General features: G+C 60.4%; 22 protein-coding genes. 9 read left to right on the plus strand and 13 right to left on the minus strand.

Annotated elements, in window-relative coordinates; genetic code table 11:
* Positions 1–7: 7 nt before the first annotated feature.
* From CKW21_RS16985 to CKW21_RS16995, 3 genes are all read left to right on the plus strand, one after another.
* Positions 8–889, plus strand: a complete 882-nt coding sequence (locus tag CKW21_RS16985) for an ABC transporter permease subunit (protein WP_371917528.1) — start codon at positions 8–10, stop codon at positions 887–889.
* Positions 886–1,764: an ABC transporter permease subunit gene (locus tag CKW21_RS16990; RefSeq protein WP_095195104.1), complete on the plus strand. Its 879-nt coding sequence runs from the start codon at positions 886–888 to the stop codon at positions 1,762–1,764. The genes CKW21_RS16985 and CKW21_RS16990 overlap by 4 nt, the downstream gene beginning before the upstream one ends.
* A 165-nt stretch (positions 1,765–1,929) precedes the next feature.
* A complete protein-coding gene (locus CKW21_RS16995) occupies positions 1,930–3,027 on the plus strand; it encodes a polyamine ABC transporter substrate-binding protein (RefSeq protein ID WP_095195105.1) in 1,098 nt (365 codons plus the stop codon).
* Between the two features lie 252 nt (positions 3,028–3,279).
* On the opposite strand, the gene thpR is transcribed toward CKW21_RS16995, so the two are convergent.
* The gene (thpR, locus tag CKW21_RS17000; RefSeq protein WP_095195106.1) at positions 3,280–3,819 is read right to left on the minus strand and encodes an RNA 2',3'-cyclic phosphodiesterase; all 540 of its coding nucleotides are present in this window, start codon (positions 3,817–3,819) and stop codon (positions 3,280–3,282) included.
* Between the two features lie 62 nt (positions 3,820–3,881).
* On the opposite strand from thpR, the gene CKW21_RS17005 reads away from it, so the two are divergent.
* Positions 3,882–4,076, plus strand: coding sequence for a hypothetical protein (locus CKW21_RS17005; RefSeq protein WP_095195107.1), 195 nt, complete (start codon positions 3,882–3,884; stop codon positions 4,074–4,076).
* A gap of 15 nt (positions 4,077–4,091) precedes the next feature.
* On the opposite strand, the gene CKW21_RS17010 is transcribed toward CKW21_RS17005, so the two are convergent.
* Entirely contained in the window at positions 4,092–4,445 is a 354-nt protein-coding gene (locus tag CKW21_RS17010; protein WP_095195108.1) for a DUF1428 domain-containing protein, read from the minus strand.
* A gap of 16 nt (positions 4,446–4,461) precedes the next feature.
* Entirely contained in the window at positions 4,462–5,526 is a 1,065-nt protein-coding gene (locus CKW21_RS17015) for a hypothetical protein (protein WP_095195109.1), read from the minus strand.
* A gap of 406 nt (positions 5,527–5,932) precedes the next feature.
* Here CKW21_RS17015 and CKW21_RS17020 point away from each other — a divergent pair, with 406 nt between their 5' ends.
* Positions 5,933–6,193: a hypothetical protein gene (locus tag CKW21_RS17020; RefSeq protein ID WP_095195110.1), complete on the plus strand. Its 261-nt coding sequence runs from the start codon at positions 5,933–5,935 to the stop codon at positions 6,191–6,193.
* Between the two features lie 9 nt (positions 6,194–6,202).
* On the opposite strand, the gene CKW21_RS17025 is transcribed toward CKW21_RS17020, so the two are convergent.
* The 5 genes from CKW21_RS17025 to CKW21_RS17045 form a co-directional block, all read right to left on the minus strand.
* A complete protein-coding gene (locus tag CKW21_RS17025) occupies positions 6,203–7,318 on the minus strand; it encodes an HlyD family secretion protein (RefSeq protein WP_095195111.1) in 1,116 nt (371 codons plus the stop codon).
* A 6-nt stretch (positions 7,319–7,324) separates the two neighbouring features.
* The gene (locus CKW21_RS17030; protein WP_095195112.1) at positions 7,325–8,149 is read right to left on the minus strand and encodes a hypothetical protein; all 825 of its coding nucleotides are present in this window, start codon (positions 8,147–8,149) and stop codon (positions 7,325–7,327) included.
* Between the two features lies 1 nt (position 8,150).
* Positions 8,151–9,479 (minus strand): glycosyltransferase, encoded by a 1,329-nt coding sequence (locus tag CKW21_RS17035; RefSeq protein WP_095195126.1) that lies wholly within the window; start codon positions 9,477–9,479, stop codon positions 8,151–8,153.
* Positions 9,480–9,483: 4 nt separating this feature from the next.
* Positions 9,484–10,872, minus strand: coding sequence for a diguanylate cyclase domain-containing protein (locus CKW21_RS17040; protein WP_095195113.1), 1,389 nt, complete (start codon positions 10,870–10,872; stop codon positions 9,484–9,486).
* A 521-nt stretch (positions 10,873–11,393) separates the two neighbouring features.
* On the minus strand, positions 11,394–12,284 hold the full coding sequence (locus CKW21_RS17045; RefSeq protein WP_095195114.1) for a LysR family transcriptional regulator: 891 nt from the start codon (positions 12,282–12,284) through the stop codon (positions 11,394–11,396).
* 133 nt (positions 12,285–12,417) lie between these two features.
* Between CKW21_RS17045 and CKW21_RS17050 the strand changes: the two genes are divergently transcribed.
* The gene (locus tag CKW21_RS17050; RefSeq protein WP_095195115.1) at positions 12,418–13,836 is read left to right on the plus strand and encodes an MFS transporter; all 1,419 of its coding nucleotides are present in this window, start codon (positions 12,418–12,420) and stop codon (positions 13,834–13,836) included.
* Positions 13,837–14,048: 212 nt separating this feature from the next.
* Here the strand turns inward: CKW21_RS17050 and CKW21_RS17055 are convergent, their stop codons facing one another.
* A complete protein-coding gene (locus tag CKW21_RS17055; protein WP_095195116.1) occupies positions 14,049–14,513 on the minus strand; it encodes a cupin domain-containing protein in 465 nt (154 codons plus the stop codon).
* A 278-nt stretch (positions 14,514–14,791) separates the two neighbouring features.
* Between CKW21_RS17055 and CKW21_RS17060 the strand changes: the two genes are divergently transcribed.
* Positions 14,792–17,251 (plus strand): TonB-dependent receptor, encoded by a 2,460-nt coding sequence (locus tag CKW21_RS17060; protein ID WP_095195117.1) that lies wholly within the window; start codon positions 14,792–14,794, stop codon positions 17,249–17,251.
* Positions 17,252–17,392: 141 nt separating this feature from the next.
* On the opposite strand, the gene CKW21_RS17065 is transcribed toward CKW21_RS17060, so the two are convergent.
* Entirely contained in the window at positions 17,393–17,971 is a 579-nt protein-coding gene (locus CKW21_RS17065) for an ABATE domain-containing protein (RefSeq protein WP_095195127.1), read from the minus strand.
* A 129-nt stretch (positions 17,972–18,100) separates the two neighbouring features.
* Between CKW21_RS17065 and CKW21_RS17070 the strand changes: the two genes are divergently transcribed.
* Complete coding sequence (locus CKW21_RS17070) at positions 18,101–18,982, plus strand: alpha/beta fold hydrolase (protein ID WP_095195118.1); 882 nt, start codon at positions 18,101–18,103, stop codon at positions 18,980–18,982.
* Positions 18,983–19,092: 110 nt separating this feature from the next.
* On the opposite strand, the gene CKW21_RS17075 is transcribed toward CKW21_RS17070, so the two are convergent.
* The 3 genes from CKW21_RS17075 to CKW21_RS17085 form a co-directional block, all read right to left on the minus strand.
* Entirely contained in the window at positions 19,093–20,142 is a 1,050-nt protein-coding gene (locus tag CKW21_RS17075; protein ID WP_095195119.1) for a nitronate monooxygenase family protein, read from the minus strand.
* A 30-nt stretch (positions 20,143–20,172) separates the two neighbouring features.
* Complete coding sequence (locus CKW21_RS17080; protein WP_095195120.1) at positions 20,173–20,562, minus strand: tautomerase family protein; 390 nt, start codon at positions 20,560–20,562, stop codon at positions 20,173–20,175.
* Positions 20,563–20,673: 111 nt separating this feature from the next.
* Positions 20,674–22,191: a CoA-acylating methylmalonate-semialdehyde dehydrogenase gene (locus CKW21_RS17085; RefSeq protein ID WP_095195121.1), complete on the minus strand. Its 1,518-nt coding sequence runs from the start codon at positions 22,189–22,191 to the stop codon at positions 20,674–20,676.
* Positions 22,192–22,490: 299 nt separating this feature from the next.
* Here CKW21_RS17085 and CKW21_RS17090 point away from each other — a divergent pair, with 299 nt between their 5' ends.
* Positions 22,491–23,150 carry a tetratricopeptide repeat protein gene (locus tag CKW21_RS17090; RefSeq protein WP_095195128.1) on the plus strand — a complete coding sequence of 220 codons (660 nt, stop codon included), beginning with the start codon at positions 22,491–22,493 and terminating at the stop codon, positions 23,148–23,150.
* The last annotated feature ends 134 nt before the right edge of the window (positions 23,151–23,284 follow it).

Raw genomic sequence — 23,284 nt, forward strand, 5'->3', positions numbered from 1 at the left:
GCGCCTGGTGCCCAGCGGTCGCAAGCTCGTCATCGGCATTCCGTTCCTGTGGTTGTGTCTGTTCTTCATGCTGCCGTTCTTCCTGGTGATGAAGATCAGCTTCTCGGAAGCAGCCCTGGCCATTCCACCCTACTCGGAGATCTACACCTACGCCGAGCAGAAATTCAATCTGCTGCTCAACATCGGCAACTACACGCTGCTGGGCGAAGATGAGCTGTACCTCTCGGCTTACCTCGGTTCGTTGAAGGTCGCGCTGTTCAGTACGTTGATGTGCCTGGTGATCGGTTTTCCGATGGCCTATGCCATTACCAAGGCGAGCAAGGAAGCGCAAAACGTCTTGATGCTGCTGATCATGATGCCGACCTGGACCGCGATCCTGATCCGCGTTTATGCGTGGATGGGCATCCTCAGCAACAACGGTCTGCTCAACGGCTTTTTGATGTGGACCGGGCTGACCGACCACCCGATCGAGATCCTCAACACCAACACCGCCGTCTATATCGGCGTTGTGTACGCGTATCTGCCGTTCATGATCCTGCCGCTGTACGCCAACCTGGTGAAGCACGATCAGAGCCTGCTGGAAGCCGCATCCGATCTGGGTTCGAGCACCTTCAACAGCTTCTGGAAAATCACCGTGCCGCTGGCCAGGAACGGCATCATCGCCGGTTGCATGCTGGTGTTCATTCCAGTGGTCGGCGAGTTCGTGATTCCGGAACTGCTGGGCGGCCCGGAGACCCTGATGATCGGTCGCGTGCTGTGGCAAGAGTTCTTCAATAACCGCGACTGGCCGGTGGCGTCCGCGCTGGCGGTGGTGATGCTGTTGATCCTGATTGTGCCGATTCTGCTGTTCAACCGCAGCCAGGCCAAAGAGATGGAGGCACGGGGATGAAACGTTTCGGGTTTTCAAAATTGATGTTGGTGTTCGGCCTGTCGTTCATCTACTTGCCAATGCTGATCCTGGTGATTTACTCGTTCAACGCCTCGAAGCTGGTGACGGTGTGGGGTGGCTGGTCGTTCAAGTGGTACGCCGGCCTGCTCGACAACTCGCAACTGATGGGTTCGGTGGGGCGCTCGCTGGAAATCGCCTGCTATACCGCGATTGCAGCCGTGGCGCTGGGGACACTGGCCGCGTTCGTGCTGACCCGGGTGACACGCTTCAAGGGCCGCACGCTGTTCGGTGGCCTGGTCACCGCACCGTTGGTGATGCCGGAGGTGATCACCGGTCTGTCGCTGTTGCTGCTGTTCGTAGCCATGGCGCAACTGATCGGCTGGCCGATGGAACGCGGCATCGTGACGATCTGGATCGCCCACACCACGTTTTGTGCCGCTTACGTCGCGGTGGTAGTCTCCGCCCGCCTTCGCGAGCTGGACCTGTCCATCGAAGAAGCGGCCATGGACCTCGGGGCCAAGCCGTTCAAAGTGTTTTTCCTGATCACCATCCCGATGATCGCGCCGTCACTGGCGGCCGGCGGCATGATGTCGTTTGCCCTGTCGCTGGATGACCTGGTACTGGCGAGCTTCGTCTCCGGCCCGGGTTCCACCACCCTGCCGATGGAAGTGTTCTCGGCGGTGCGCCTCGGCGTGAAGCCGGAGATCAATGCCGTGGCCAGTTTGATCCTGCTGGCGGTATCGATGGTGACCTTCATGGTCTGGTACTTCAGCCGCCGTGCCGAAGCCAGCCGCAAACGAGCGATTCAGGAAGCGATGGATCAGACCGCCAGCGAGTCCTGGCAACAACCGCAACGGGCCGCTGCAACCGCCTGATGGCTTGAGCTTTTGTGGCGAGGGAGCTTGCTCCCGCTGGGCTGCGAAGCGGCCCCAATAACTTGTGAGTGCTGCGCACTCAAGCGGGAGCAAGCTCCCTCGCCACAGGTTTTATGTTGACTGCATTTTGTGTGATTTGAATAAGAAATGAATGGAGTTGTACCGATGAAAATGTTTGGCAGGACTCTGCTGACACTGTCCTTATTGGGCGCGATGGTTACGGGCGCCCAGGCCAATGACAAGGTTCTGCGCGTCTACAACTGGTCGGATTACATTGCCCCGGACACCGTCAAGAAGTTCGAAGACGAGACCGGGATCCAGGTGACCTACGATGTGTTCGACAGTAACGAAACCCTTGAGGCACGCCTGCTGGCGGGCAAATCCGGCTACGACATCGTCGTGCCGTCCAACAGTTTCCTGGCCAAGCAGGTCAAGGCCGGCGTCTATCAGGAACTGGACAAATCCAAGCTGCCGAACTGGAAAAACCTCAACCCGGTGCTGCTGAAAAACGCCTCTGCCAGCGACCCGGATAACGCCCATGCGTTCCCGTACATGTGGGGCTCGATCGGCATCGGTTTCAATCCGGACAAGGTCAAGGAAGTCCTCGGCGCCAACGCCCCGACCAACTCCTGGGATTTGCTGTTCAAACCGGAAAACGCGGAGAAACTGAAAGCCTGCGGCATCAGCTTCCTCGATTCACCGACCGAGATGCTCCCGGCCGCCCTGCACTACCTGGGCTACCCGGTGAACGATCAGGACAAGCAACACATCGCCGAAGCCGAAGCGCTGTTCATGAAGATTCGCCCGTCGGTGGCGTACTTCCATTCATCGAAATACATCTCCGACCTGGCCAACGGCAACATCTGCGTAGCCGTCGGTTACTCCGGCGACGTGCTGCAGGCCAAGGCCCGCGCCCAGGAAGCCGGGGACAAGGTGAAGATCGACTACAGCATCCCGAAAGAAGGCGCCGGCAGTTTCTACGACATGGTCGCCATCCCCCGCGATGCCGCCAACGTCGAGAACGCCCACCTGTTCATGAACTTCCTGATGCGTGCGGACATCATCGCCGAGATCACCAACAACATCGGCTACAGCAACGCCAATGCGGCGGCCACGCCGTTGGTGGATGAAGCGATTCGCAATGATCCAGGCTCGTATCCGTCGCAGGATGTGATGGCGACCTTGTATGCCATCCCTGACATGCCGATTGGTGTGCAACGGGTGATGACCCGGGGTTGGACCAAGGTGAAGCTCGGTAAGTAATTCACTCAGAACAATTGTTGAATCTGATGCCGCCTTCGCGAGCAGGCTCGCTCCCACATTTGGAATGCATTCCCCCCTGTGGGAGCGAGCCTGCTCGCGAATTGGCCAGAACAGTCAATATACGAACCAGATTTTCCCATTTCCGTTCACGCAGCGCCTTACCACCGCTGCACTCGTCTCCGATGAACGGCCTCACCTGGCTCCTCGGTTAAGGTGAGTTTGGCGCCCTCGGGCGCCTTTTTTTCGTTTGGCCTACGAAGTTCCCAATGGCCACGAGGCCAGCGGTATGTACCGGCCCTTGTGCGATTCGAACAGGGCGAATCGATCGGCACGCAGGAAAAACTCCGGTGGCGTGGCGGACTCGGGAACCGGGGCGCGAAAATCCCGGGCCAGGGTCAGGTGCGGGCGAAACTCCCGTGGCGCATCCCCCGATACAAACGGCAACACGGCCTGTTCCAGGTCATACACCAGGCGCAACAACGCTGGCGAAGCCTGCTCCGGCGCCAACACCAGAACCCCTGCCCTGCGCCAGACATCCAGCCGATCCAGCACCACGGTCAAGCGCTCGTCCGAGGTGCGCACTGATGCGGCAGCCTTGCAGATATCGGCGATCTGCGCCGTGGCGACCGAACCGAGGAATTTCAGGGTCAAGTGAAAATTCTCCACTGGCACCGGGCGCCCGTTCCTCAGTTGCAAGGCGCTGCGCCATTGGGCAATCACCTTGCGTTGCGCCGGCGCGCAGTCCAGGGCAAAAAACAGCCGTTTGAACGGCTCATGGGATTCGTCGCTCATTCGTGGCACCTCCTGACATCCAAGTTATAGTTCATGCAAACACGCTTCAACTGGAGGGGGCCATGCGAGAAATCATCAGCAAAGAGCCATGGTGGGCCGTACCACCGAAATCCGGTCAGGATGAGTCCGAGCTGGAATGGGGCTGGCTGGTTCACTACAACGAAGGAGAGCCGCGCTTCGAGTTCGTCAAGGAGCGGCCAACCGACAGCGAGATTCGTAACCGCAAGAGTTGCAGGATCACCCCGTCATCCGAGTGATCCTGCCCCGGGTGTTCACGCCTTCACGATCGTTTCAAAACCGCCGAAGATCATTCGCTGGCCATCGAACGGCATGGGATTGACGTCCGGCTGCATCCTCGGGTCAGCCATCATTTTTTCCATCGCGGCATCGCTGGTGGCCTTGTCCGGCCAGATGAGCCAGCCGAACACGACGGTTTCGTCCGCCTTCAGTTTTACCGCCATCGGGAACGAAGTCACCTTGCCGTCAGGCACGTCACTGCCCCAGCACTCGACCACGCTCAAGGCGCCGTTGTCCTTGAAAAGCCCGGCGGCGATCTCGGCGTGTTTCTTGTATTTATCACGGTTGGCAGTGGGCACCGCAGCGACAAAAGCATTCACGTAAGACATGAGGGTTCTCCTGGAGTCATGGGTTGATTCTCTGGTTAGTCGATTGGCTTGGTTGCCATTCGACATGGCCGGCCTCCAGACCGACCGGCGGTTCAGCGCTGCCGGCCAGGTTGCCCTCGATCTGCCCCGCCATGTACAGGGTGCCGGCCATGACACCGGTGGTCGGGTTCTGGACCAGCTTGGTCCAGGCCTTGTCGAACGTATTACCCAGGCTGCTGCGAATCAGCGCCTCGCTGTCCGGCCGGTCGCTGGCCTGAATCAGCGCGCGGATCCCCGCGACCCCGACGGTGATCAATCCCCCCGCGAGTCTGCCCGCCGCCGCGGCCACGGCACTGGCGGCGCCACGGGGGGCCATCTCGGCTTCGATTCGACGACTGGCGCGCTTGGCGACCGGCGCCATCGCGGTATCGGTCGAATCGACGCCCTTGTCGCCACCGGCCCGGTGAATCTTGTCGATCAGCGCGGCGTAGGCCGGCAGGTTATTCAACCGCTCGGCGTACACCACCTGATACAGCGAGGCGTCACGCGCCGAGGGTGGCCCGAGGGCAATGGCCGGGACTTTCTGGATGCGGCCATTGAGTTGGGCAATGGGCACGCCGTGGCGCTGGGAAATGCGCTGCAGGTCTTCCTTGAGAATGTCCACATAGAACGCCGACGCCAGGCTGAGAATCTGATCGGGGTCGATTTCCACCGCCACCGGTGCCAGGACTTTTTCCTGGTATTGCTCCAGCAAGTAAGCGGCCAGGCGCTTTTCCGAGGCATCCTGCTCGCCCTGGGCGCTGAGGGTGTACCAGCTGACTTTCATCGACAGCCATTCCTGGGTCCAGTAGCTGCTGAACCAGGGAATGAAGTTTTCTTCGGTCAGTTGATAGACCCGCGTACGCCAGTAATCCATGGCGCCGCGGGCGTAGATTTTGGTCTGCTCGGTGGCCGATTGCGATGCCGCGACAATCTCCCGGTCCACTTGCTGCCAGGTACTCGGCGAGATCATGACCTGCGGTGTTTCCACCGGCGCGCGCGGGGCCGTGACGCACCCCGCCAACACCATCAGCACGGCGACGATCAGCGAACGCAGGTTCATCGCGGTCCCCGAAGTCTGCGCCGGACCGGATGTCCGGCGTTTAAAAGGCCCTGAATTGAGTATAGGTGGCGGCCATTGCCCTGATGTCGTCCTCAAAACCGCCTTCGCGAGCAGGCTCGCTCCCACAGGGGGCTTGTGATCGCCACAGATCCTCTGTGGGAGCGGGCTTGCCCGCGATGGGGCCCGAACGAACACTGCAAAAACCGACCATCACTCCCATCGATATTCACCATCGCCACGATTACCTTCCGCCCGCCGACCGTCAGCGTAGGATCAATTGCAACCCAACACGAAACCCTGAAACGGAGGGTCGAATCATGCTAATCCATCTCCTGACCTGCCTGGCCCTGACGGCCTTCACGTTGAGCGTATTTGGCTGGTTCGTCCTGACCGAGGAGCGCACGTCATGATCAACGAAGTCACCCTGGCCGTGAGCTTTCCGGTGTTCGGCAACAACTACTACTCGCAGCAATTCGAGTCTCGTAAAGTGTTGACCCTGGTGTTCGACAAAAAATTCGAAGCGTTGCTGATTCCGGCTGCCGGTCATCACTTCAACAACGAAGTGGTCGGTCTCAACGATCAGTTCCGCTTCCTCAACGATGTGCTGGCCGAGCATTTGCTGGCGACCGAAGTCGCTGCCAGCGCGCGCCGCAATCAATACATCTGAACCGCGGGTTCATTTATCGCCAGGCACGGTGTTCGTTTCGGGTTTGGCCATTGCAATGAAGTCGCCCAGTTCCTGAATCAGCTCACGACTGTCGGTGATCATTTGATCCCAGTCAGTCGGGAAACGAACATTCAGCGGCAGCTGATCTATGCGCCAGCGTGGCGGCAGCGGCTGATCAAACTTGGCGGCCACCTGCAGCCCCATTTCGCTGGCGGCAAACGGCCCGCGCAACACCGTTGGCGTGCGGCCGGCGCTGTCCACCGCCTGCACCACACGGGCCGTCAGCCATTTGCCGTCGGGCATGCGCACGCGTAGCGGCTGGCCGATCCCGGCGTAGCTGATATTCAGCGGTTCCAGATAGATCCACAATAATGGCTCTTCAAGCTGCTCGATGCGCATCAGCAAGGTACCGGCGCCGACGTTTTCGCCGGGGTTGACCAGCACTTCCGCCACCCGCCCGCTCTGCGCGGCCTTGACCGGCAATGCCGCCAGGCGCGTCTGCAACCATTTTTGCTCGGCGGTGCGTTCAGCCTTCTCACGCTCGTCGTTCAACGGTTGATTGGCCAGTTGCTCGCGGCGCTCGAACGCCAACAGGTCCGCCTTGAAACTGTCGAGTTCGGACTGAGCGGCCAGCACCTCGCCCCGAGACACGGCGCCACGAATCACCAGGTCCTCAAGCACCCTCACCCGGTCTTCCGAGCGGGCAATTCGGGTCCTGAGCAATTGCCGCTCCCGGCCCCCCAGTTTGGCATTGCTCAAGCGCGTGGTATTGGCCGGGACAGCGGAGAGTTGCGCCATCCGGGAACGCCACTCGGGGTTGTCCAGATTGGCCAGGGGTTGATCGACCCGCACCTGGTCACCGGCCCTGACGAACAGTTGCTCGACCCGACCGGCATCCCGCGCGCGCACCTCCAGAATCGGCAAGCGCAGTTGCGCCGGCGCGTCGATCATCAGAATGCCGTACACCAGCTTGCCGCCCAGCCAGATCAACGGGCTCGCCACCAATAACAGGATCAGGTACCAGCGCACACGAAACGCCGCGCGTTTGCTCGGGGCGTAAAGCACACTCAAACCTTGCTCCTGAGTCGGGTTCAGTTCCTTGCGACTATCGAAACGAATCTTCATGACGGCTCACCGTTTTGGAAAGTCTCGCCAGGCTTGCCAGTCGATGCCGGCAATCCCCAGGGGTTGCAGTTGCTCGCGCCAGGTGCTGGTCTGGCGTTGCAACTGTTCGGTCGACGCGCCGGCCCAGGATTCCGTGGCATCCAGTTGCGGCTCGGTGCTTTGCGCCAGGCGAAATTGCAGCGCGGGCCAGCGTCTGGCGATCTGCTCGGCCATGCGCGCGCTGTTTTTCGGGTTACGGGTGTAGATCATCAGACTCACCTGGCGCACCCCTGCATCGGGCAGCGCACAGGGCACGCAGGTTTGTCCGGGCCTGGGCTCGGCGAACCAGCGATGATGACTGGAAATTTCTACCGGCCAGGGGCTTTGCGCCGCGGCCATGCGCAAGGTCCCGAGCAGGTCTTTCAAGCGTTGATCAGGGACGGGCACACCCAGCTGCTCGACTTCCAGATCGAGGTGCAGGCTGGTGAACGCCAGGCCTTTGAGCTTGTCCAGCAACTCGGTGAGTTGATGGCGCCCTTCTGGCGCGATCCATTCCGGATCGCCCAGCAACAGGCTCACTTGCATCCCCTCGACCGCCGCTTGCCGCAGCAATTGCTCCAGCCGCTGGCGCGTGGTGGCCAGATCATGGATCTGTGCGGCTTTGAGACCCAGGTAGATCTTGTTCATTCCGGCCTTGTGCAGCGCCGCCAGTTCGTTTGCCCGATGATCGGGATCGAGCAGCGCTTCGCTGTCCCAGACGTAACTGGCCTGGGACCACGTCGAGGGCGCCGCCTGCAGCGTTGTCAATGCGAAGGGCAGGCACAGGGCCAGGACAAAGCGTATCGATCGCATATCAAAACCTCGTGGCTCGTTTGAGTACCCACCAGGGCGCCATCGAGCTTTCTTCATGCCCGCGACGGAATATCTCATTGAGCATGGCCACCGCGCTCCAGCACCGCAGGATCAGCATGAACAGCGGAAAAAGCGGCACCAGCAGTCCCAGGACCATGTCCTGTCGGGGTCGGTCGGACACCATCAACAACATGGCAAAAAACAACAGCGTGGTAATCATCAGGTACAGCAGATACACCAGCACAAACAGAAACAGCAGGGTCTTGCCCGGAAGAATGAACAACGCCAGCAAGGTGTAGCTGAAGATCAGAAACGGCAGCACCAACTGAAAGAAGAACCCCGTGAGCAGGATCATCAGAAAGGTTTTCCAGCCCAGCAATTTGGGGTCGATATTGCGGTTGTGCTTTCGGATGTAAAGGAAGAACAGATCGCCATCCCAGCGCAGTCGCTGCATCAGAAACTGCCAGAGCGTTGCCGGTGCATCGGTATGACCGACCGCTTCGGGCTCGAAGGGGATCCGCAGGTCGTGGCGTTTGAAGTAGCTCTTGATACGCAGAGTCAGGTCCAGATCCTCGGCGGTGTGGGTGTTCCAGCCGCCGATTTTCACCAGGAAGCTGCGACGGAACGCACCAAAGGCGCCTGAGACGTTGTTGACCAGATTCCATTCGGACAGACCGATTTTCGACATATGGATCGACAACAGGTATTCCAGCGCCTGCATCGCGGTCACCCAGGAACCCCAGACATTGCGTACGCGCAGGCTGCCGGCAACCGCCGGCACCGAGGGGTCCTCGAAATGCCGCACGATGGAGCTGACCATGTTGTTGTCAAAGGACGTATCGCCGTCGAGCGCCATCACGATTTCGCCGCTGGCCAGCGACAGGCCGGCGTTCAGGGACGACACCCGTCCGCCCCGCTGCCATTTGGCGATCGGCCGTAAATGACGCCTGGGGTACAACTGCGGATCAACGTTGAAACTTCGCACGGCGCTGAGCGTCGGCTGGTTGATCGTGGCGCCATCCACCACGGGAATCATCTCGATGTGGCCCTGATAGGTCTGCTCGCACAGGCTCAGCAGCGTGGTCTGCACGTCCATCCCTTCGCTGTAGCAGGTAATGATGCAAGAGACCCTGGGGTGATAGACGCTGATTTTCGGCACCCGGCTGCGGCGCTGTGTGAACCAGCGCAAGACGCCGAGCAACACCATGATCATCAGCGGCAGTTCAAACATCAGGAACAATGGAAAAAGCATGTAGAACAAACGGCTCAGCCCGTCCGTCCCCATGAACGCAACCAGCAGGTTGTAGAGTTGCTCCATCAATGGGCTCATGGCATCACCCCAGTTCACTGGCCAGACGGGCCAGAAGCAGTTCACCGTCTTCCTGATCGAGCAGATCCTGAGGCGCGGTGATGCTGATGACACGCAGGGAAACGTCGCTGATTTCCGGCGCGGAAAACAGCTCGGCGACCTTACCCAGGCGTTGCTTGACGATTGCCAGGCCATTGGCATCGGTATGGGGCAACATGATCCAGAAGAATTCTTCGGTACTTCGCGAACAGCGGTCGGTGTCCCTCACGGTTTCCTTCAAGCGATCGGTCACGCTGTCGATGAATGCGTGGCCGCGCTGTTCGCCCAGGCGCGACAACGTCCCGGTCAGGTTGACGAAACGCAGGCCGATCAACGAGAAAGGAGGATCGGGGTAACGGCGCACGAGCTGGATCTGCCAGCTCAGCAGGTCATAGAAATCCTTGCCGCCCAATAGATTGAGCCGACCGAAATGCTGGGCCGAACGGTCGCTGAATTCCTGGCGACAGCGGAAACGCCCGGCTTCGGTCAGACGGTAATCCCTGACTTCCCGCACCCGCAACTTGTCAGGCGTGTGCGACAGGCCGCAGTCCAGGCAACGCGCCTGGACTTCGGCATCGACAAAAAACGCCTGGCACGACCGGCAGCGATAATTCTCCATCGGGCGATCGTAATCGCTGCCAATGTGACGCAAACGGTTCAGACAGTTGGGGCACAGCAGCACCCCGTCCTTGAGGAAGGATTCCTGAGGCCCGACATGGCCACAGGTGAAGCAATGCAATGAAGGTTGCCGGGAAATGTCCAGGGCGTGGCATTCGGCGCACACATCGATGAAGTTGAGCCTTCCGGAGCCACAATCCGAACAGAGGCGGACGCGGTCGACCAGCACCCCTTCCTCCAGCCAGTTCTGCTGTGCCACCAGGCTCAACCAGACAAACGCGTTGACTTGCTCGCTATCCGCCAAGGCATCCAGTAGCGGATAGCGATAATGCTGGGGGACTTCAGGGTCCCGCAGGGCGTAGATTCGGGCGTCGTCGCGCATCCACAGCCAGGACAGCACCCGACTCTCGAAGCGTTCGGGGGCCGTCCCCTGATTGAACAGCTTGAAACGCTCAAGCCACCCCCGCCATTTGGTTTTGATTTCGTTGGAATCGGCCGGGCAGGCACCATCTCCCAGGGCTTCGCACAGAGCATCCTGTTCCCGGCAGCAATAAATGAGGGTGTAACGATAAGGGGGGATGGAGCGCAATTTGCGCAGGACCTTTCCCGCATGGGTGCCGGGCATGTCCAGTAGCACTACGTCGAATGCGGCGACAGCCAACAGGCTGCCAAGATCGGTAAAGTGCGAAATCTCGGGAAGATTCGCGCTTGGAACTCTATTACCGAGTATCGCGATCCGTGGATTTGTAATCGGCATGGCACACGCCCTCTACCAAAGACAAGAGAAATGCGATTAAACGAGAGATACCAACAGTAGCACCGCTTCGCAGAAGCGCGAGCTTAATTGTGAAGTTATTTTTTGACAGCTCGAATACTGGAAGTTCGTCAAATCAGAGAATGAATGCTCAGCGCCCCACGGTGCTGCATTTTAATAATTACTCAAGATACCAATCGAAAAAAACCTTATATTTCATAGAGATAATAAAATAGCAAACTAACTAACAATACAAAACGCCATTACTTGTTAATCGCCATCATTCGTTAAGGTTCGCCAGTTTTCCATTGACTGCGACTGACTCTCAATCGCCGACTTGTTTACTTTCACGGCTCAATACAATACGAACACTTATAAGTTCAAATATTTTTTATATTAAAATCACAGGTACTTATGGCTAAACTAACTCAATTGACTGCCATTGTCTCATCAGACTAATAGCCATTATTTCAATATCAACCACTTTCATTTAAACCAGACTAATAAAGTTGGTTATAGGTGCGCTATTGCGCACAAACCTCCCTCAAGCACCCCCGCAACCAGCAATGCACAGGGTCGGCCTCCAAGCGCGGATGCCAGAGCATGGCCACGGTAAATTCCGGCAAGGACAGCGGCAGCGCAAAACTGTGCATGCCCCATCGCAGGTTGGCGGTGTGGCGTTCCGGCACACTGGCGATCAGGTCGCTGGAACGGGCAAGCGCCAGCGCTGTAGAGAAGCCGGCGACGATGGTTGCTATCTTTCGTTGCAGGCCAAGGGGTGCCAGTGCTTCATCGATCGGTCCCTTGTCCAGCCCACGACGGGACACGCTGATGTGGCTGCCCACCGCATAGCGCTCAGGTGTGATCTCGCCCTCCTCCAGCGCATGCCCCGCACGCACCACGCCGATGAAACGGTCACGGAACAAACCCTGGGTCCGCAGCTCCGGACTGGCAGCCTTGCCGACGACACCGGTTTCCAGATCGACCGTGCCGTCGCGCAATGACGTGCTGTCCTTGTCGGGTTTGTGCATGAAGCGCAGGCGTATGCCCGGCGCCTGTTCCGCGACACGTGCGATCAGTGCGGCGCCGAAGTTTTCGACGAACCCTTCGCTGGTGCGCAGGGTGAACGTGCGCACCACGCCATTGAGGTCGGGTTGCCCGGCTGGGCGCAAGACCGTTTCAGCCTCCAGCACAAGCTGACTGACCCGCTCCCGCAGTTCAAGCGCCCGCGGCGTCGGCACCAGGCCGCGCCCGGCCCGGACCAGCAACGGATCGCCGGTGGTTTCCCGCAAGCGCGCCAACGCCCGGCTCATCGCCGACGGGCTCAGCCGCAAGCGCTTGGCGGCGCCGGCCACACTGCCCTCTGTCAGCAGGACATCCAGGGTGATCAGCAGGTTGAAATCAGGCGTGGGCATGGTGTGCACCGTGGCTGTGTGGAGTGGCGTCTGATGCATGTATCAAGTGCAATCGGTGCGCCTTCCGCCATGTTAGGCGCGGGCGTAGATTTTCGGTAGCTCCAATCGGGAGCGGCCAGAAAAGAGGAACAGCATGGACTCCACAACAACCCTTACAGAAAGCGGGCAACGGGCACTGTCCGTCAGGTGGGCATTGGTCAGTCTGTCGCTGTCGATGTTGTTGTCATCCCTGGGCACCAGCATTGCCAATGTCGCTTTGCCGACGCTGGCCCAGGTGTTCGATGCGTCTTTTCAACAGGTGCAGTGGATCGTCCTCGCCTACCTGCTGGCCATCACCACGTTGATTGTCAGCGTCGGTCGCCTCGGCGACCTGATGGGGCGGCGCCGCCTGCTGTTGTGCGGTATCAGCGTGTTTACCCTGGCCTCGACCCTGTGCGGCCTGGCGCCGAGCCTTGAACTGTTGATCGGCGCGCGGGTGCTGCAAGGGCTCGGCGCGGCGATCATGATGGCACTGACCCTGGCATTCGTAGGCGAGACCGTAGCGAAGGAGAACACCGGCAGCGCCATGGGTTTGCTCGGCACGATGTCGGCCATGGGCACGGCGATGGGACCGTCCCTTGGTGGTGTGCTGATCGCCGGATTGGGCTGGCAAGCGATCTTCTTGATCACAGTGCCGTTGGGTTTGCTGACCCTGTTGCTCGCCTGGCGCTATTTACCTGCCGATCAACCGAAAACATCACGCCCCGCCTTCGATCCGCTGGGCACCCTGCTGCTGGCCCTGACACTTGCCACCTACGCACTGGCGATGACCCTGGGACGCGGCCATTTCAGCCTGCTCAACATCGCATTGCTGCTGGCGGCTTGCGTGGGGATCGGGTTGTTCGTGTGGGTTGAGAAACGCGTAACAGCGCCTTTGATTCGATTGGCGATGTTCCATGACCGGCAGCTCAGCGGCAGCCTGGGTATGAGCCTGTTGGTGACCACGGTGATGATGACCACGCTGGTGGTCGGGCCGTTTTACCTGTCGCAGGCCCTCGGACTAAACGCCGTCGGGGTCGGGCTGGTGCTGTCGGTCGGGCCATTGGTCGCGGCATTGACCGGGGTACCTGCCGGGCGCATTGCCGACCGTTTCGGCGCCCGGCGCATGACCTTCGTCGGGTTGGTTGCCATCGCGCTCGGTTGCCTGCTGTTGTCTGTGTTGCCGAGCAGCCTGGGAATCATTGGCTACATCACACCCATGGTGGTGATCACATTGGGTTATGCGGTGTTTCAGACGGCCAATAACACGGCGGTGATGGCTGATGTCCAGCCGGAACAGCGGGGAGTGGTGTCGGGGTTGCTCAACCTGTCGCGTAATCTGGGGTTGATCACCGGGGCGGCGGTGTTGGGGGCGGTGTTTGCTTTGGCGTCGGGGGTGGTTGAAGTTGCTTTCGCGCACCCGGAGGCTGTTGCCAGCGGGATGCATATCACCTTTACAGTGGCGTTGGGGTTGATTGGCATAGCTTGTTTGATCGCGGTGGGCAGCCGGGCGCCGACCGGGTGCCGGGCTTAGCGGGTGCGTTGCCAATTCCCTGTGGGAGCGAGCCTGCTCGCGAAGGGGGCGTGTCAGTCGACATCCATGGTGTATGCCAAATCGCCTTCGCGAGCAGGCTCGCTCCCACAATTGGATGTTCGCTTGGGCTTTTGATCACCGAAGAAACGGATATGTACACCAACCCACCTGAATCGGACGATTCAGGTGGGTTCATGTGCGACAGGAACTTACTACTTGAGGATCAGCAGCGGTGTATCTTTCTTGACGATGTAGGTCGCCAGTTCCGAAGCCTTTTCCTTGCCGATGTTCTTCGCGACATGGGCGGTGCCGGCCGGGATGTACAGGGATTCGCCCGCCTTGAGGATGACGTTTGGCTGACCTTCGAGTTCGTACTCGAACGTCCCTTCAATCACATAGGCCACTTCAACGCCAGGGTGAGAATGTTTCGGCGATACGACGCCCGGTTCGAAATCGACGCGCACCTGAATGACTTCACGGCCTTCCACATCAAGATCGCGGCGCACCAGGTCAGTACGGCTGATGCCTGTCTGCCAACTCTTGGCAGGGGCCTGGCCGGCGTTGGCGGCTGGTTTGGTTTCCTGGGCCTGGGACAGGCCGGCGAACGCGGTCAGTGTCGCGGCGACGAAGGCAGCGCCGAGCAAGGTGGCGGTTTTGGATTTGTTATTTCGGGACATCGCAGTTCTCCAATGAGCGCGGGGTAAAAAGCGCGCGGGGTGCTTTGTGGGCAGTGCCGTTGTGGGCAGCTCCATTACGCGGTCGCCGTGTATCGCGTTCGTGTCGCGCAGGGCCAGTTTTTGTATGCGCAAGTAGCTGTCGGCAAAGGAGATACGTTCAGATACACAGGCCCGGTTCGTCGCCTGACATTATTTTTGCTTTTCGCTGATACCTTTTTCGCTGTCGTTCGGTGTGTAGGGGAATTCTCATTTTTCCTTTGCATCCACAGGCATGCCGCATGACATCCAGATCGCCGCAGTACCTTTCCAGAGTCCGTCCCGCCCGCCTCCCCTTGAGCGCTTTGAGCCTGGCCATCGCGCTGACCGCCATGGGTCCGGTTCACAGTGCCCTGGCTGCCGACACCACGCAAAGCGCGGCCACGCGCAGCTACGCCATCGGCGCGGGTTCTTTGGCCAGTGTATTGGCGCAATTCGCGGCACAATCGGGGGTGCTGCTGTCGTTCGATGCCAACCTGCTCAATGATCAACAAAGCGCCGGTCTGCAAGGCAACTACAGTGTGCAGTCGGGTTTCGCCCGGTTGTTGCAGGGCAGCGGGTATTCGCTGATCAACACCGGTGCCGACAGCTACACGGTGGCACCGCAGGTCGACAGCGGCGCGGCATTGGAGCTGGGCGCGACCACGGTCAACGGCGTGAACACCGCAGCGGCCGATACCTATGCCGGCGGCCAGGTGGCGCGGTCGGCGCGGCTGGGGGTATTGGGCAATCGCGACATCAATGACGTGCCGTTCAGCGTGGTCAGCTACACCGCCAAGACCATCAAGGATCAGCAGGCGCGCACCGTGGGCGATGTGCTGCTCAACGATGCCTCGGTGCGCCAGTCCGCCGGCTTCGGCAACTTCTCACAGGTGTTCACCATTCGCGGGTTGCCGCTGACCACCGACGACATTTCGTTCAATGGCCTGTACGGCGTGTTGCCACGGCAGATCATCACCACCGAGGCGCTGGAGCGGGTCGAGCTGTTCAAGGGCCCGAACGCTTTCATCAATGGTGTGGCACCGTCCGGCAGCGGCATTGGCGGCAGCGTCAACCTGGTACCCAAACGCGCCCAGGACACCCCGACCCGCAGCGTAACCCTGGACTACGCCAGTGACAGCCAGGTCGGCGGGCACATCGACCTCGGTCAGCGCTTTGGCGAAGACAACCGTTTCGGCGCCCGGGTCAACCTCGCCAATCACGGTGGCGACACCGCCGTCGATGATGAATCCGAACACTCGCAACTGGTCGCCGTCGGCCTGGATTATCGCGGCGAACGCCTGCGGGTCTCCACCGACCTGGGCTATCAGAAACAGCGCATCAACAATGGTCGTTCCGTGGTCTATCCCAACGGCACCAAGGTCCCGCATGCGCCGTCGGCCAAGGACAACTACGCCCAGGACTGGACCTGGTCGGAGCTGGAAGACACCTACGGGATGGTCAACGCCGAGTACGACCTCAACGACAACTGGACCGCTTACGCCGGTGGTGGCGCCAAGCACACCCGGGAAAACGGTCAGTACTCGTCGCTGTATGTCGGCAACGACGGCAGCGGCAAGGTCGGCTTTCTCTATTCGCCCCATGACGAAGACAACAAAAGCGCGATCGCCGGGCTGAACGGCCACTTCACTACCGGCCCGGTCACGCACCAGATGAACTTCGGCTTGTCCGGCACCTGGGGCGAACAGCGTTCGGCGTTCGAAGCGATCCTGGTGGCCAACCGCCCCAACGGCAACCTGTACAACCCGGTGCAAGTGCCGCGCCCGACCAATACCTATTTCGGCAGCGATATCCATGACCCGCGCATCGTCGGCAAAACCCGGGTCAAGAGCGCTGCGGTGTCCGACACCCTGGGCTTCATTGATGATCGCGTGTTGCTGACCCTCGGCGTGCGCCGCCAGACCCTCGAAGCCGATGCGTGGAACACCACCAGCGGCGCGCGCACCGCCAATTACGAAGAGTCGATCACCACGCCGGTCTACGGCCTGGTCATCAAACCGTGGGAGCATGTGTCGTTCTACGCCAACCGCATCGAAGGCCTGCAACAAGGCCCGACCGCGCCGACCACCGGGGTCACCAACCCCGGCGAAGTGTTCGCCCCCAACCGCAGTAAACAGATAGAGGCCGGGGTCAAGCTCGACTGGAACAGTTTCGGCGCGACGCTGGGCGTGTACCGCATCGAGATGCCGAACAGCTCGACCTCGACCGTTGCCGGCGCGCGCCTGCCAACCTTCAGCGTCGACGGCGAGCAAGTGAACAAGGGTGTGGAACTGAACGTGTTCGGCGAACCGCTGGATGGCTTGCGCGTGCTGGCCGGGGCGACCTGGATGGACACCGAACAGAAGAAAACCTCCAACGGCCTCAATGACGGCAATCGTGCCGCCGGCGTGCCGCGCTTCCAGTACAACCTGGGCGCGGACTGGGACGTTCCGGGCCTTCAGGGTGCAGCGCTCAACGGTCGCCTGTTGCGCACCGGCGGCGAATACGTGAACGCGGCCAACACCCTGAGCATCCCGGCCTGGACCCGCGTCGACCTCGGCGCCCGCTATGGCTTCAAGGCCGACGACAAGTACATCACCCTGCGCGCCAACGTCGAAAACGTGGCGAACAAGGCGTACTGGTCTTCGGCCTCGACGGCCAACAACTACCTGACCCAGGGTGAGCCCCGGACGCTGAAATTGTCGGCGACCGTGGATTTCTAAGTCCGTATTACCCCTGTAGGAGCAAGCCCTGCTCGCGATGGTCGTCAACGATAACGCATGCTGTCTGAAGGTACGCGGTGTCCTTGATACCATCGCGAGCAGGGCTCGCTCCTACAGTCGGCGACCGTGGGCTTTTTAGGCTCACACGCCCTGACGACGCTTGCGGAACTCGGCAACCTTATGCCGGTTGCCGCACAGCGCCATGCTGCACCAGCGCCGTTTATGGGCTTTGGTGCGGTCGTAAAACATCAGCGAACACTCCGCGCTTTCGCATTTACGCACCAGGTTGAAATCGCCTTCGGCCAGCAACTCGGCGGCGGCGTAGGCCAGCCTGCTCAGCTGCTGGCTCATCAAGTCCGGTTGATGGAAGCGATCCAGCGCGGGCGCCCCCGTCTGATCCCAGACCAGCTGCGGCACAGCGCCGAGCAGGAACCTGTTCAGCGCCGCCGGATCCGCCGAACGGTTTTCGCGACGGGCAACGATCAGGCTTTCGATGCTTTCGCGCAGCGCCCGCAGTTCACCGAGCAAGCGACCGTCGCCAGCTTGCGCGGCAAGGCCCAGGCCGATCTGTTCCAGCCATTGGGCGGCCTGCGCGTCGTTCTGCAGAAGGTCGCGTTTTTGCCCTTCGACCATCATCTGCGTGTTCAACAAGTCCAGCGCCGAATGATCGGCCAGGACAAAGGGTGAAGGCAGATCAGGCATTACGTCGGTGACAGTCATGGAATTCATCCCGGGCATCAATGCAGCAATTGTAACCGATAAAATTAATTTGACCAGTTACAAAAGCTGTGCACAATAAAGCCCAGTAACCGTAATAATCACATTTAATCAGTTACAGGAGTGCCAGCCATGTCATCGCCCCAACCTACCCGCGTTGCCTACAAATTCGTCGAAGCCGACGGTGTCCGGGTTTTCTATCGCGAAGCCGGCGCGGCGGATGCACCGGTGTTGCTGCTGTTGCACGGTTTCCCCAGTTCGTCCCATCAGTTCCGCGACCTGATCCCGCTGCTGGCCGACAAATACCGCCTGATTGCGCCGGATCTGCCGGGGTTCGGCTTCACCGAGGTTCCGGCCGAGCGCGACTACGTCTACACCTTCGACGCCATCGGCAATACCCTTGAGGCGTTCGTCGATGCGCTCGATCTCAAGCGTTACGCCCTGTACGTCTTCGATTACGGTGCGCCGACAGGTCTGCGTCTGGCACTGGCTCACCCTGAGCGGGTCAGCGCGATCATTTCCCAGAACGGCAATGCTTACCTGGAAGGTCTGGGTGAGGCCTGGGCACCGATCCGCCAGTACTGGGCTGATCCATCGAGCGAAAATCGCCAGGTGATTAAGGATGCCATCCTGCATCTGGAAGGCACCCGCTGGCAGTACGCGGAAGGCGTGAGCAACCCGGACGCCATCGCTCCCGAGGCGTATTACCTCGATGCCCTGCTACTGGAGCGCCCGGGGAACAAGGACATCCAGCTCGATCTGTTCTATGACTATCAGTACAACCTGAAGCTGTATCCGGCGTTTCAGCAGTTCTTCCGTGATGCCCGGGTGCCAACGTTGGCCATCTGGGGTAAAGGCGATCCGTTCTTCATTCCACCGGGGGCCGAGGCTTTCAAGCGCGACAATCCGAATGCGGTTGTCGAGTTGCTGGACACCGGACACTTTGCGCTGGAGACCCACGTCGAACACATTTCCCGGCGGATCGTTGAGGTGTTGGGGACGGCGATTGACTGATCCGGCAACGGTGGGAGCGAGCCTGCTCGCGAATAGCCTGAGTGATTCAGGCTTCCCGCGTCATCGTTGACCACCTTCGCGAGCAGGCTCGCTCCCACAGGAGATTGGTGTCAGGCGTTCATTTCGGCGGCGAGCAAATTCACCAGTGCCGCCGCCGGCATTTCCCGGGCCAGAGGTGCGCCCTGCCCGGCCCATTGCACGGCGAATTCGCTGTCGGCCTTGGCCGCTGCGGCGGCGTTCAGCGCTTTGTTGGCGTCGTAGGCGATCGGATAGTCGGGCAACGCCGGGGCATTGGCCTCAAGGCTGGTGAAGTTACGATTGACCATACCCCGGGCAGGACGACCGGAGATAACGCTGGTGACCTGGGTCCGATGCGCGCGCGGGCCTTTCAGGGCTTCGCGATAGGCAGCGCTGGCGGAGGATTCGGGGCACAGAATGAACGCCGTGCCCAACTGTGCGGCGCCTGCGCCCAGTTGCAGGGCGGCCTTGATGCCGGCGCCGTCCATGATGCCGCCCGCCGCGATCACCGGCAGCCGGCAGGCATCGGCCAGCACGCGCACCAGGGCGAAGGTACCCATCTCGCTGTCCTGTTGCGGATCGAACACGCCTCGATGTCCTCCGGCTTCGTAACCTTGTGCCACCAGCGCATGCACACCGGCACGTTCTGCCTGTTGCGCTTCAGCCAGGCTGGTCACGGAACACAGCAGGACGATGCCGGCGTCCTTGAGCGCATCGATGGCCGATTGTGGCGGCAAACCGAAATGGAAGCTGACGACGGCGGGTTGTTCTTCCAGCAGCATCTGCAACATGCCTTTGTCTTCAACGAACGAGGTGTAGATCTCTCGCAATGACGTTGGCGCAGCGGCGTCGAATTCTGCAAAAAATGGTGCGAGGAAACTCAGCCATTGGCTTTGGCGCACGCTGTCCTGCACCGCAGGCGCGTGGCAGAACAGGTTCACATTGAAGGGCTTGTCCGTCAGTGCAGCCGTCTCGCGCAACATGGCCCGCGCCTGTTCGACGTTGCTCGCACCGATGCCGATGGAACCGAGCCCGCCGGCGTTGGACACCGCTGCCGCGAGCTTGGGGGTAGAGACGCCCACCATCGGCGACTGGATGATCGGCAGTTCGATGTTCAAAAGGGACAACAGAGGATTGGACATGTCAGCACCTGAATGTGATGAGTGAAAAAACTAAAGCTCCCCGGTCAGAAATTGCGCCCGACCACGACCGAACGACCAGTCGGCATCCGTGTTTTCTACCAGCGAAACGATCAGATCATCCGGGGACAAATCGCAGTCGGTTTGCAGCCGCTCGGCCAACAAGCGGTAGAACGCCATTTTCTGTGCGTGTGAACGCGGTCGGGAAATCACCGTCAGCAACACCACGTTGCCCGAACGGGTGTACCCCAGCCCCGTGTCATGCAGTATCAACTCCCCCGGACGGTGCTGGGTGACGCTTTGGTAACGATCACTGGCGGGCACGTCGAAAGCCTCGACCATGGCCTGATGCGTCCCATCCAGCAGGGCCTTGAGTTGTTCGTCGCTGCGACCCTGGATGATGTCGAACTTGAGCAATGGCATGACGATTCACCTCTGTAAAAAACCGGGAGCGAGGAGCTCGCCCCCCCGGGAAATACGGAATGCGTGCCAGCCCGCGCCAACACGCCCTCCCCACCCGAAAAACGACAATGCTTATTTGGAAGTCGGCATGGCGAACTCGGCGCCCTTGGCAATGCTGTTCGGCCAGCGCTGCATGATCGACTTCTGCCTGGTGTAGAAACGCACACCCTCTTCACCATAGGCGTGCATGTCACCGAACAGCGAACGCTTCCAGCCACCGAACCCGTGCCACGCCATCGGCACCGGAATCGGCACGTTGATGCCGACCATGCCCACCTGGATGCGGCTGGCGAATTCCCGGGCGATGTGACCATCGCGGGTGTAGCACGCGGTGCCGTTGCCGAACTCATGGGAGTTGACCAGATCGACCGCCTCGGCAAAATCCTTGACCCGCATGCACGCCAGCACCGGACCGAAGATTTCTTCCTTATAGATCTTCATTTCGGGGGTGACGTGATCGAACACCGTGCCACCGAGCCAGAAGCCCTCGGCGCAACCAGCGCCTGCCTGCGAGCCGTCAAAGCCACGGCCGTCGACCAGCAGCTCGGCGCCTTCGGCGATGCCTTGTTCGATGTAACCGGTGATGCGCTGGTGGGCCACTTGCGAAACGATCGGGCCCATCTCGGCGGCCAGGTTCATGCCCTCGAGGATCTTCAGTGTGCGGGTACGCTCCACCAGTTTCGGCATCACCTTGTCGGCGACATCACCGACGAACACCGCCACCGAAATCGCCATGCAACGCTCGCCGGCGGAACCGAAAGCCGCGCCGATCAACGCGTCGACCACCTGATCGATATCAGCGTCGGGCATCACCACCATGTGGTTCTTCGCTCCGCCCAGCGCCTGCACGCGCTTGCCGTGGCGGGCACCGGTCTCGTAGATGTAGTTGGCGATCGGCGTCGAACCGACAAAGCTCACGGCCTGGACTTGCGGGTGATCAAGCAGCGCATCCACCGCTTCCTTGTCGCCCTGCACGACGTTGAATACGCCGTCGGGCAACCCGGCCTCCTTGAACAGTTCGGCGATCAGCAGCGAGGGCGACGGATCGATCGGGCTCGGCTTGAGCACGAAGGTATTACCGCAGGCGATGGCCACCGGGAACATCCACATTGGCACCATCACCGGGAAGTTGAACGGCGTGATGCCGGCCACCACACCCAGGGCCTGGCGCAGGGTCCAGTTGTCGATATTGGTCGAGACCTGCTCGGTGTAGTCACCCTTGAGCAGTTGCGGAATGCCGCAGGCGAACTCGACCACTTCGATACCGCGGGTCACTTCGCCCTGGGCATCGGTGAACACCTTGCCGTGTTCGCGGGTGATCATCTGCGCCAGGGTATCGCGGTGCTCGTTGAGCAACGCCAGGAACTTGAACAGGATGCGCGCGCGGCGCAGTGGCGGCGTCGCCGACCAGGCCGGGAACGCGGCCGCGGCCGACTGCACCGCTGCGTCGACTTCAGAGACATTGGCCAAAGCCACCTTGCCGGTGACCGCACCGGTGGCCGGGTTGGTGACGTTCTGCGCGCGACCGGAATTGCCCGGTGTCGCGCGGCCGTGAATGTAGTGTGCGATGTCTGCTGGCTGGTTGCTCATGGCGGGTGTCCCCTGGTGGTGGATAAGAGCCATCTCTTTTTGTTGTCGGGAAAGTGCCAGGCAGATGTGGATGCGTCTGGCAGAGCCAAGGTAGGTTGGACGCTTGATCATGTAAAATGATGATTAATGATCTTATGGATCACAAATCATGAACTAGCGTTTTGCGGTGCCTGAGCGCGGTCGCCTGGGAACTTCAAGGGGGAGGTCAGGTCGATAGGAGCGCCTTCATCCGTGATCGCAGGGCAATGGAAAGCCTGTGGAGTGACAGTGCCATCCTGAACCAGCCGAGTCCGTCCCTGATGCCAACCAAGAGTGTTCTGCCCGGTCTCCTCCTGGCGTTGTACGCTGCCGCGTCGCCTGGCTCGTTCGCAGCCGAACGAAAAGCCACCCCCCAAAGCAACAACGCATCAACCACCCTGATTGAATCCGCCTCGCAGCAGTATGCCGAAGGTCACCTGGACCAGGCCGCCGCCACGCTGGAGCGTGCGCTGCATATCCAGCCGAACAATCCCGCGACCCTGCATTATCTCGGTGTGTTGCGTCTTCAGCAGGGACAGTACCAGCAGGCTGAAGCGCTGGCGGCGCGCTCCAACATACGGGTTGGCAACAACACCGCGTTGCGCAATCGCAACCCCCAATTGATCCAGGCCGCGCAGAAGGCCCAGGGGTCAAACAGCCCACCCACTGCCGACGAGCCCCTTGTTGCGGTACAGCAGGGGCTGGAGGAAGAGGTTAAAAGGCGCCGGGAAACAGAAGTTGCGCAAGAGCGTTTGCAATTGGCGTCCGTTAACCCGGAGCCCGCGCATGACGAGGTTGAGATTCCTCGCGGCCATTGGCCGCCTCCAGGTAAATGTCGAATCTGGTTCCCTGATCGCCCACCCGGGCATCAACCCCCACCCCGCAAATGCAAGAAGCTGCGGGATCGGGTTCCGTTCGGTGCCTACTTGATACAAGGTTGAGACCCTGTAGATACCGTCTTGTCCCTCATCGGGCAAGCGCAAAATTCGGGTCAAATGGCTGGCCCGATTTAAGAACGGCGTAGACAAAATGTAGGAGCTTGCGCATTGCTGCACAGATGATCTGTTTGGGGGCC

This window comes from Pseudomonas sp. Irchel 3A7, assembly GCF_900187565.1.
Classification (GTDB): Bacteria; Pseudomonadota; Gammaproteobacteria; order Pseudomonadales; family Pseudomonadaceae; genus Aquipseudomonas.

Excerpts from the sequence above, each read along its gene's own strand:
- CKW21_RS16990 (WP_095195104.1), top strand. The coding sequence starts at position 886 with ATGAAACGTTTCGGGTTTTCAAAATTGATGTTGGTGTTCGGCCTGTCG.
- CKW21_RS16995 (WP_095195105.1), top strand. The coding sequence starts at position 1,930 with ATGAAAATGTTTGGCAGGACTCTGCTGACACTGTCCTTATTGGGCGCG.
- thpR (WP_095195106.1), bottom strand. The coding sequence starts at position 3,819 with ATGAGCGACGAATCCCATGAGCCGTTCAAACGGCTGTTTTTTGCCCTG.
- CKW21_RS17005 (WP_095195107.1), top strand. The coding sequence starts at position 3,882 with ATGCGAGAAATCATCAGCAAAGAGCCATGGTGGGCCGTACCACCGAAA.
- CKW21_RS17010 (WP_095195108.1), bottom strand. The coding sequence starts at position 4,445 with ATGTCTTACGTGAATGCTTTTGTCGCTGCGGTGCCCACTGCCAACCGT.
- CKW21_RS17015 (WP_095195109.1), bottom strand. The coding sequence starts at position 5,526 with ATGAACCTGCGTTCGCTGATCGTCGCCGTGCTGATGGTGTTGGCGGGG.
- CKW21_RS17020 (WP_095195110.1), top strand. The coding sequence starts at position 5,933 with ATGATCAACGAAGTCACCCTGGCCGTGAGCTTTCCGGTGTTCGGCAAC.
- CKW21_RS17025 (WP_095195111.1), bottom strand. The coding sequence starts at position 7,318 with ATGAAGATTCGTTTCGATAGTCGCAAGGAACTGAACCCGACTCAGGAG.
- CKW21_RS17030 (WP_095195112.1), bottom strand. The coding sequence starts at position 8,149 with ATGCGATCGATACGCTTTGTCCTGGCCCTGTGCCTGCCCTTCGCATTG.
- CKW21_RS17035 (WP_095195126.1), bottom strand. The coding sequence starts at position 9,479 with ATGAGCCCATTGATGGAGCAACTCTACAACCTGCTGGTTGCGTTCATG.
- CKW21_RS17040 (WP_095195113.1), bottom strand. The coding sequence starts at position 10,872 with ATGCCGATTACAAATCCACGGATCGCGATACTCGGTAATAGAGTTCCA.
- CKW21_RS17045 (WP_095195114.1), bottom strand. The coding sequence starts at position 12,284 with ATGCCCACGCCTGATTTCAACCTGCTGATCACCCTGGATGTCCTGCTG.
- CKW21_RS17050 (WP_095195115.1), top strand. The coding sequence starts at position 12,418 with ATGGACTCCACAACAACCCTTACAGAAAGCGGGCAACGGGCACTGTCC.
- CKW21_RS17055 (WP_095195116.1), bottom strand. The coding sequence starts at position 14,513 with ATGTCCCGAAATAACAAATCCAAAACCGCCACCTTGCTCGGCGCTGCC.
- CKW21_RS17060 (WP_095195117.1), top strand. The coding sequence starts at position 14,792 with ATGACATCCAGATCGCCGCAGTACCTTTCCAGAGTCCGTCCCGCCCGC.
- CKW21_RS17065 (WP_095195127.1), bottom strand. The coding sequence starts at position 17,971 with ATGACTGTCACCGACGTAATGCCTGATCTGCCTTCACCCTTTGTCCTG.
- CKW21_RS17070 (WP_095195118.1), top strand. The coding sequence starts at position 18,101 with ATGTCATCGCCCCAACCTACCCGCGTTGCCTACAAATTCGTCGAAGCC.
- CKW21_RS17075 (WP_095195119.1), bottom strand. The coding sequence starts at position 20,142 with ATGTCCAATCCTCTGTTGTCCCTTTTGAACATCGAACTGCCGATCATC.
- CKW21_RS17080 (WP_095195120.1), bottom strand. The coding sequence starts at position 20,562 with ATGCCATTGCTCAAGTTCGACATCATCCAGGGTCGCAGCGACGAACAA.
- CKW21_RS17085 (WP_095195121.1), bottom strand. The coding sequence starts at position 22,191 with ATGAGCAACCAGCCAGCAGACATCGCACACTACATTCACGGCCGCGCG.
- CKW21_RS17090 (WP_095195128.1), top strand. The coding sequence starts at position 22,491 with ATGCCAACCAAGAGTGTTCTGCCCGGTCTCCTCCTGGCGTTGTACGCT.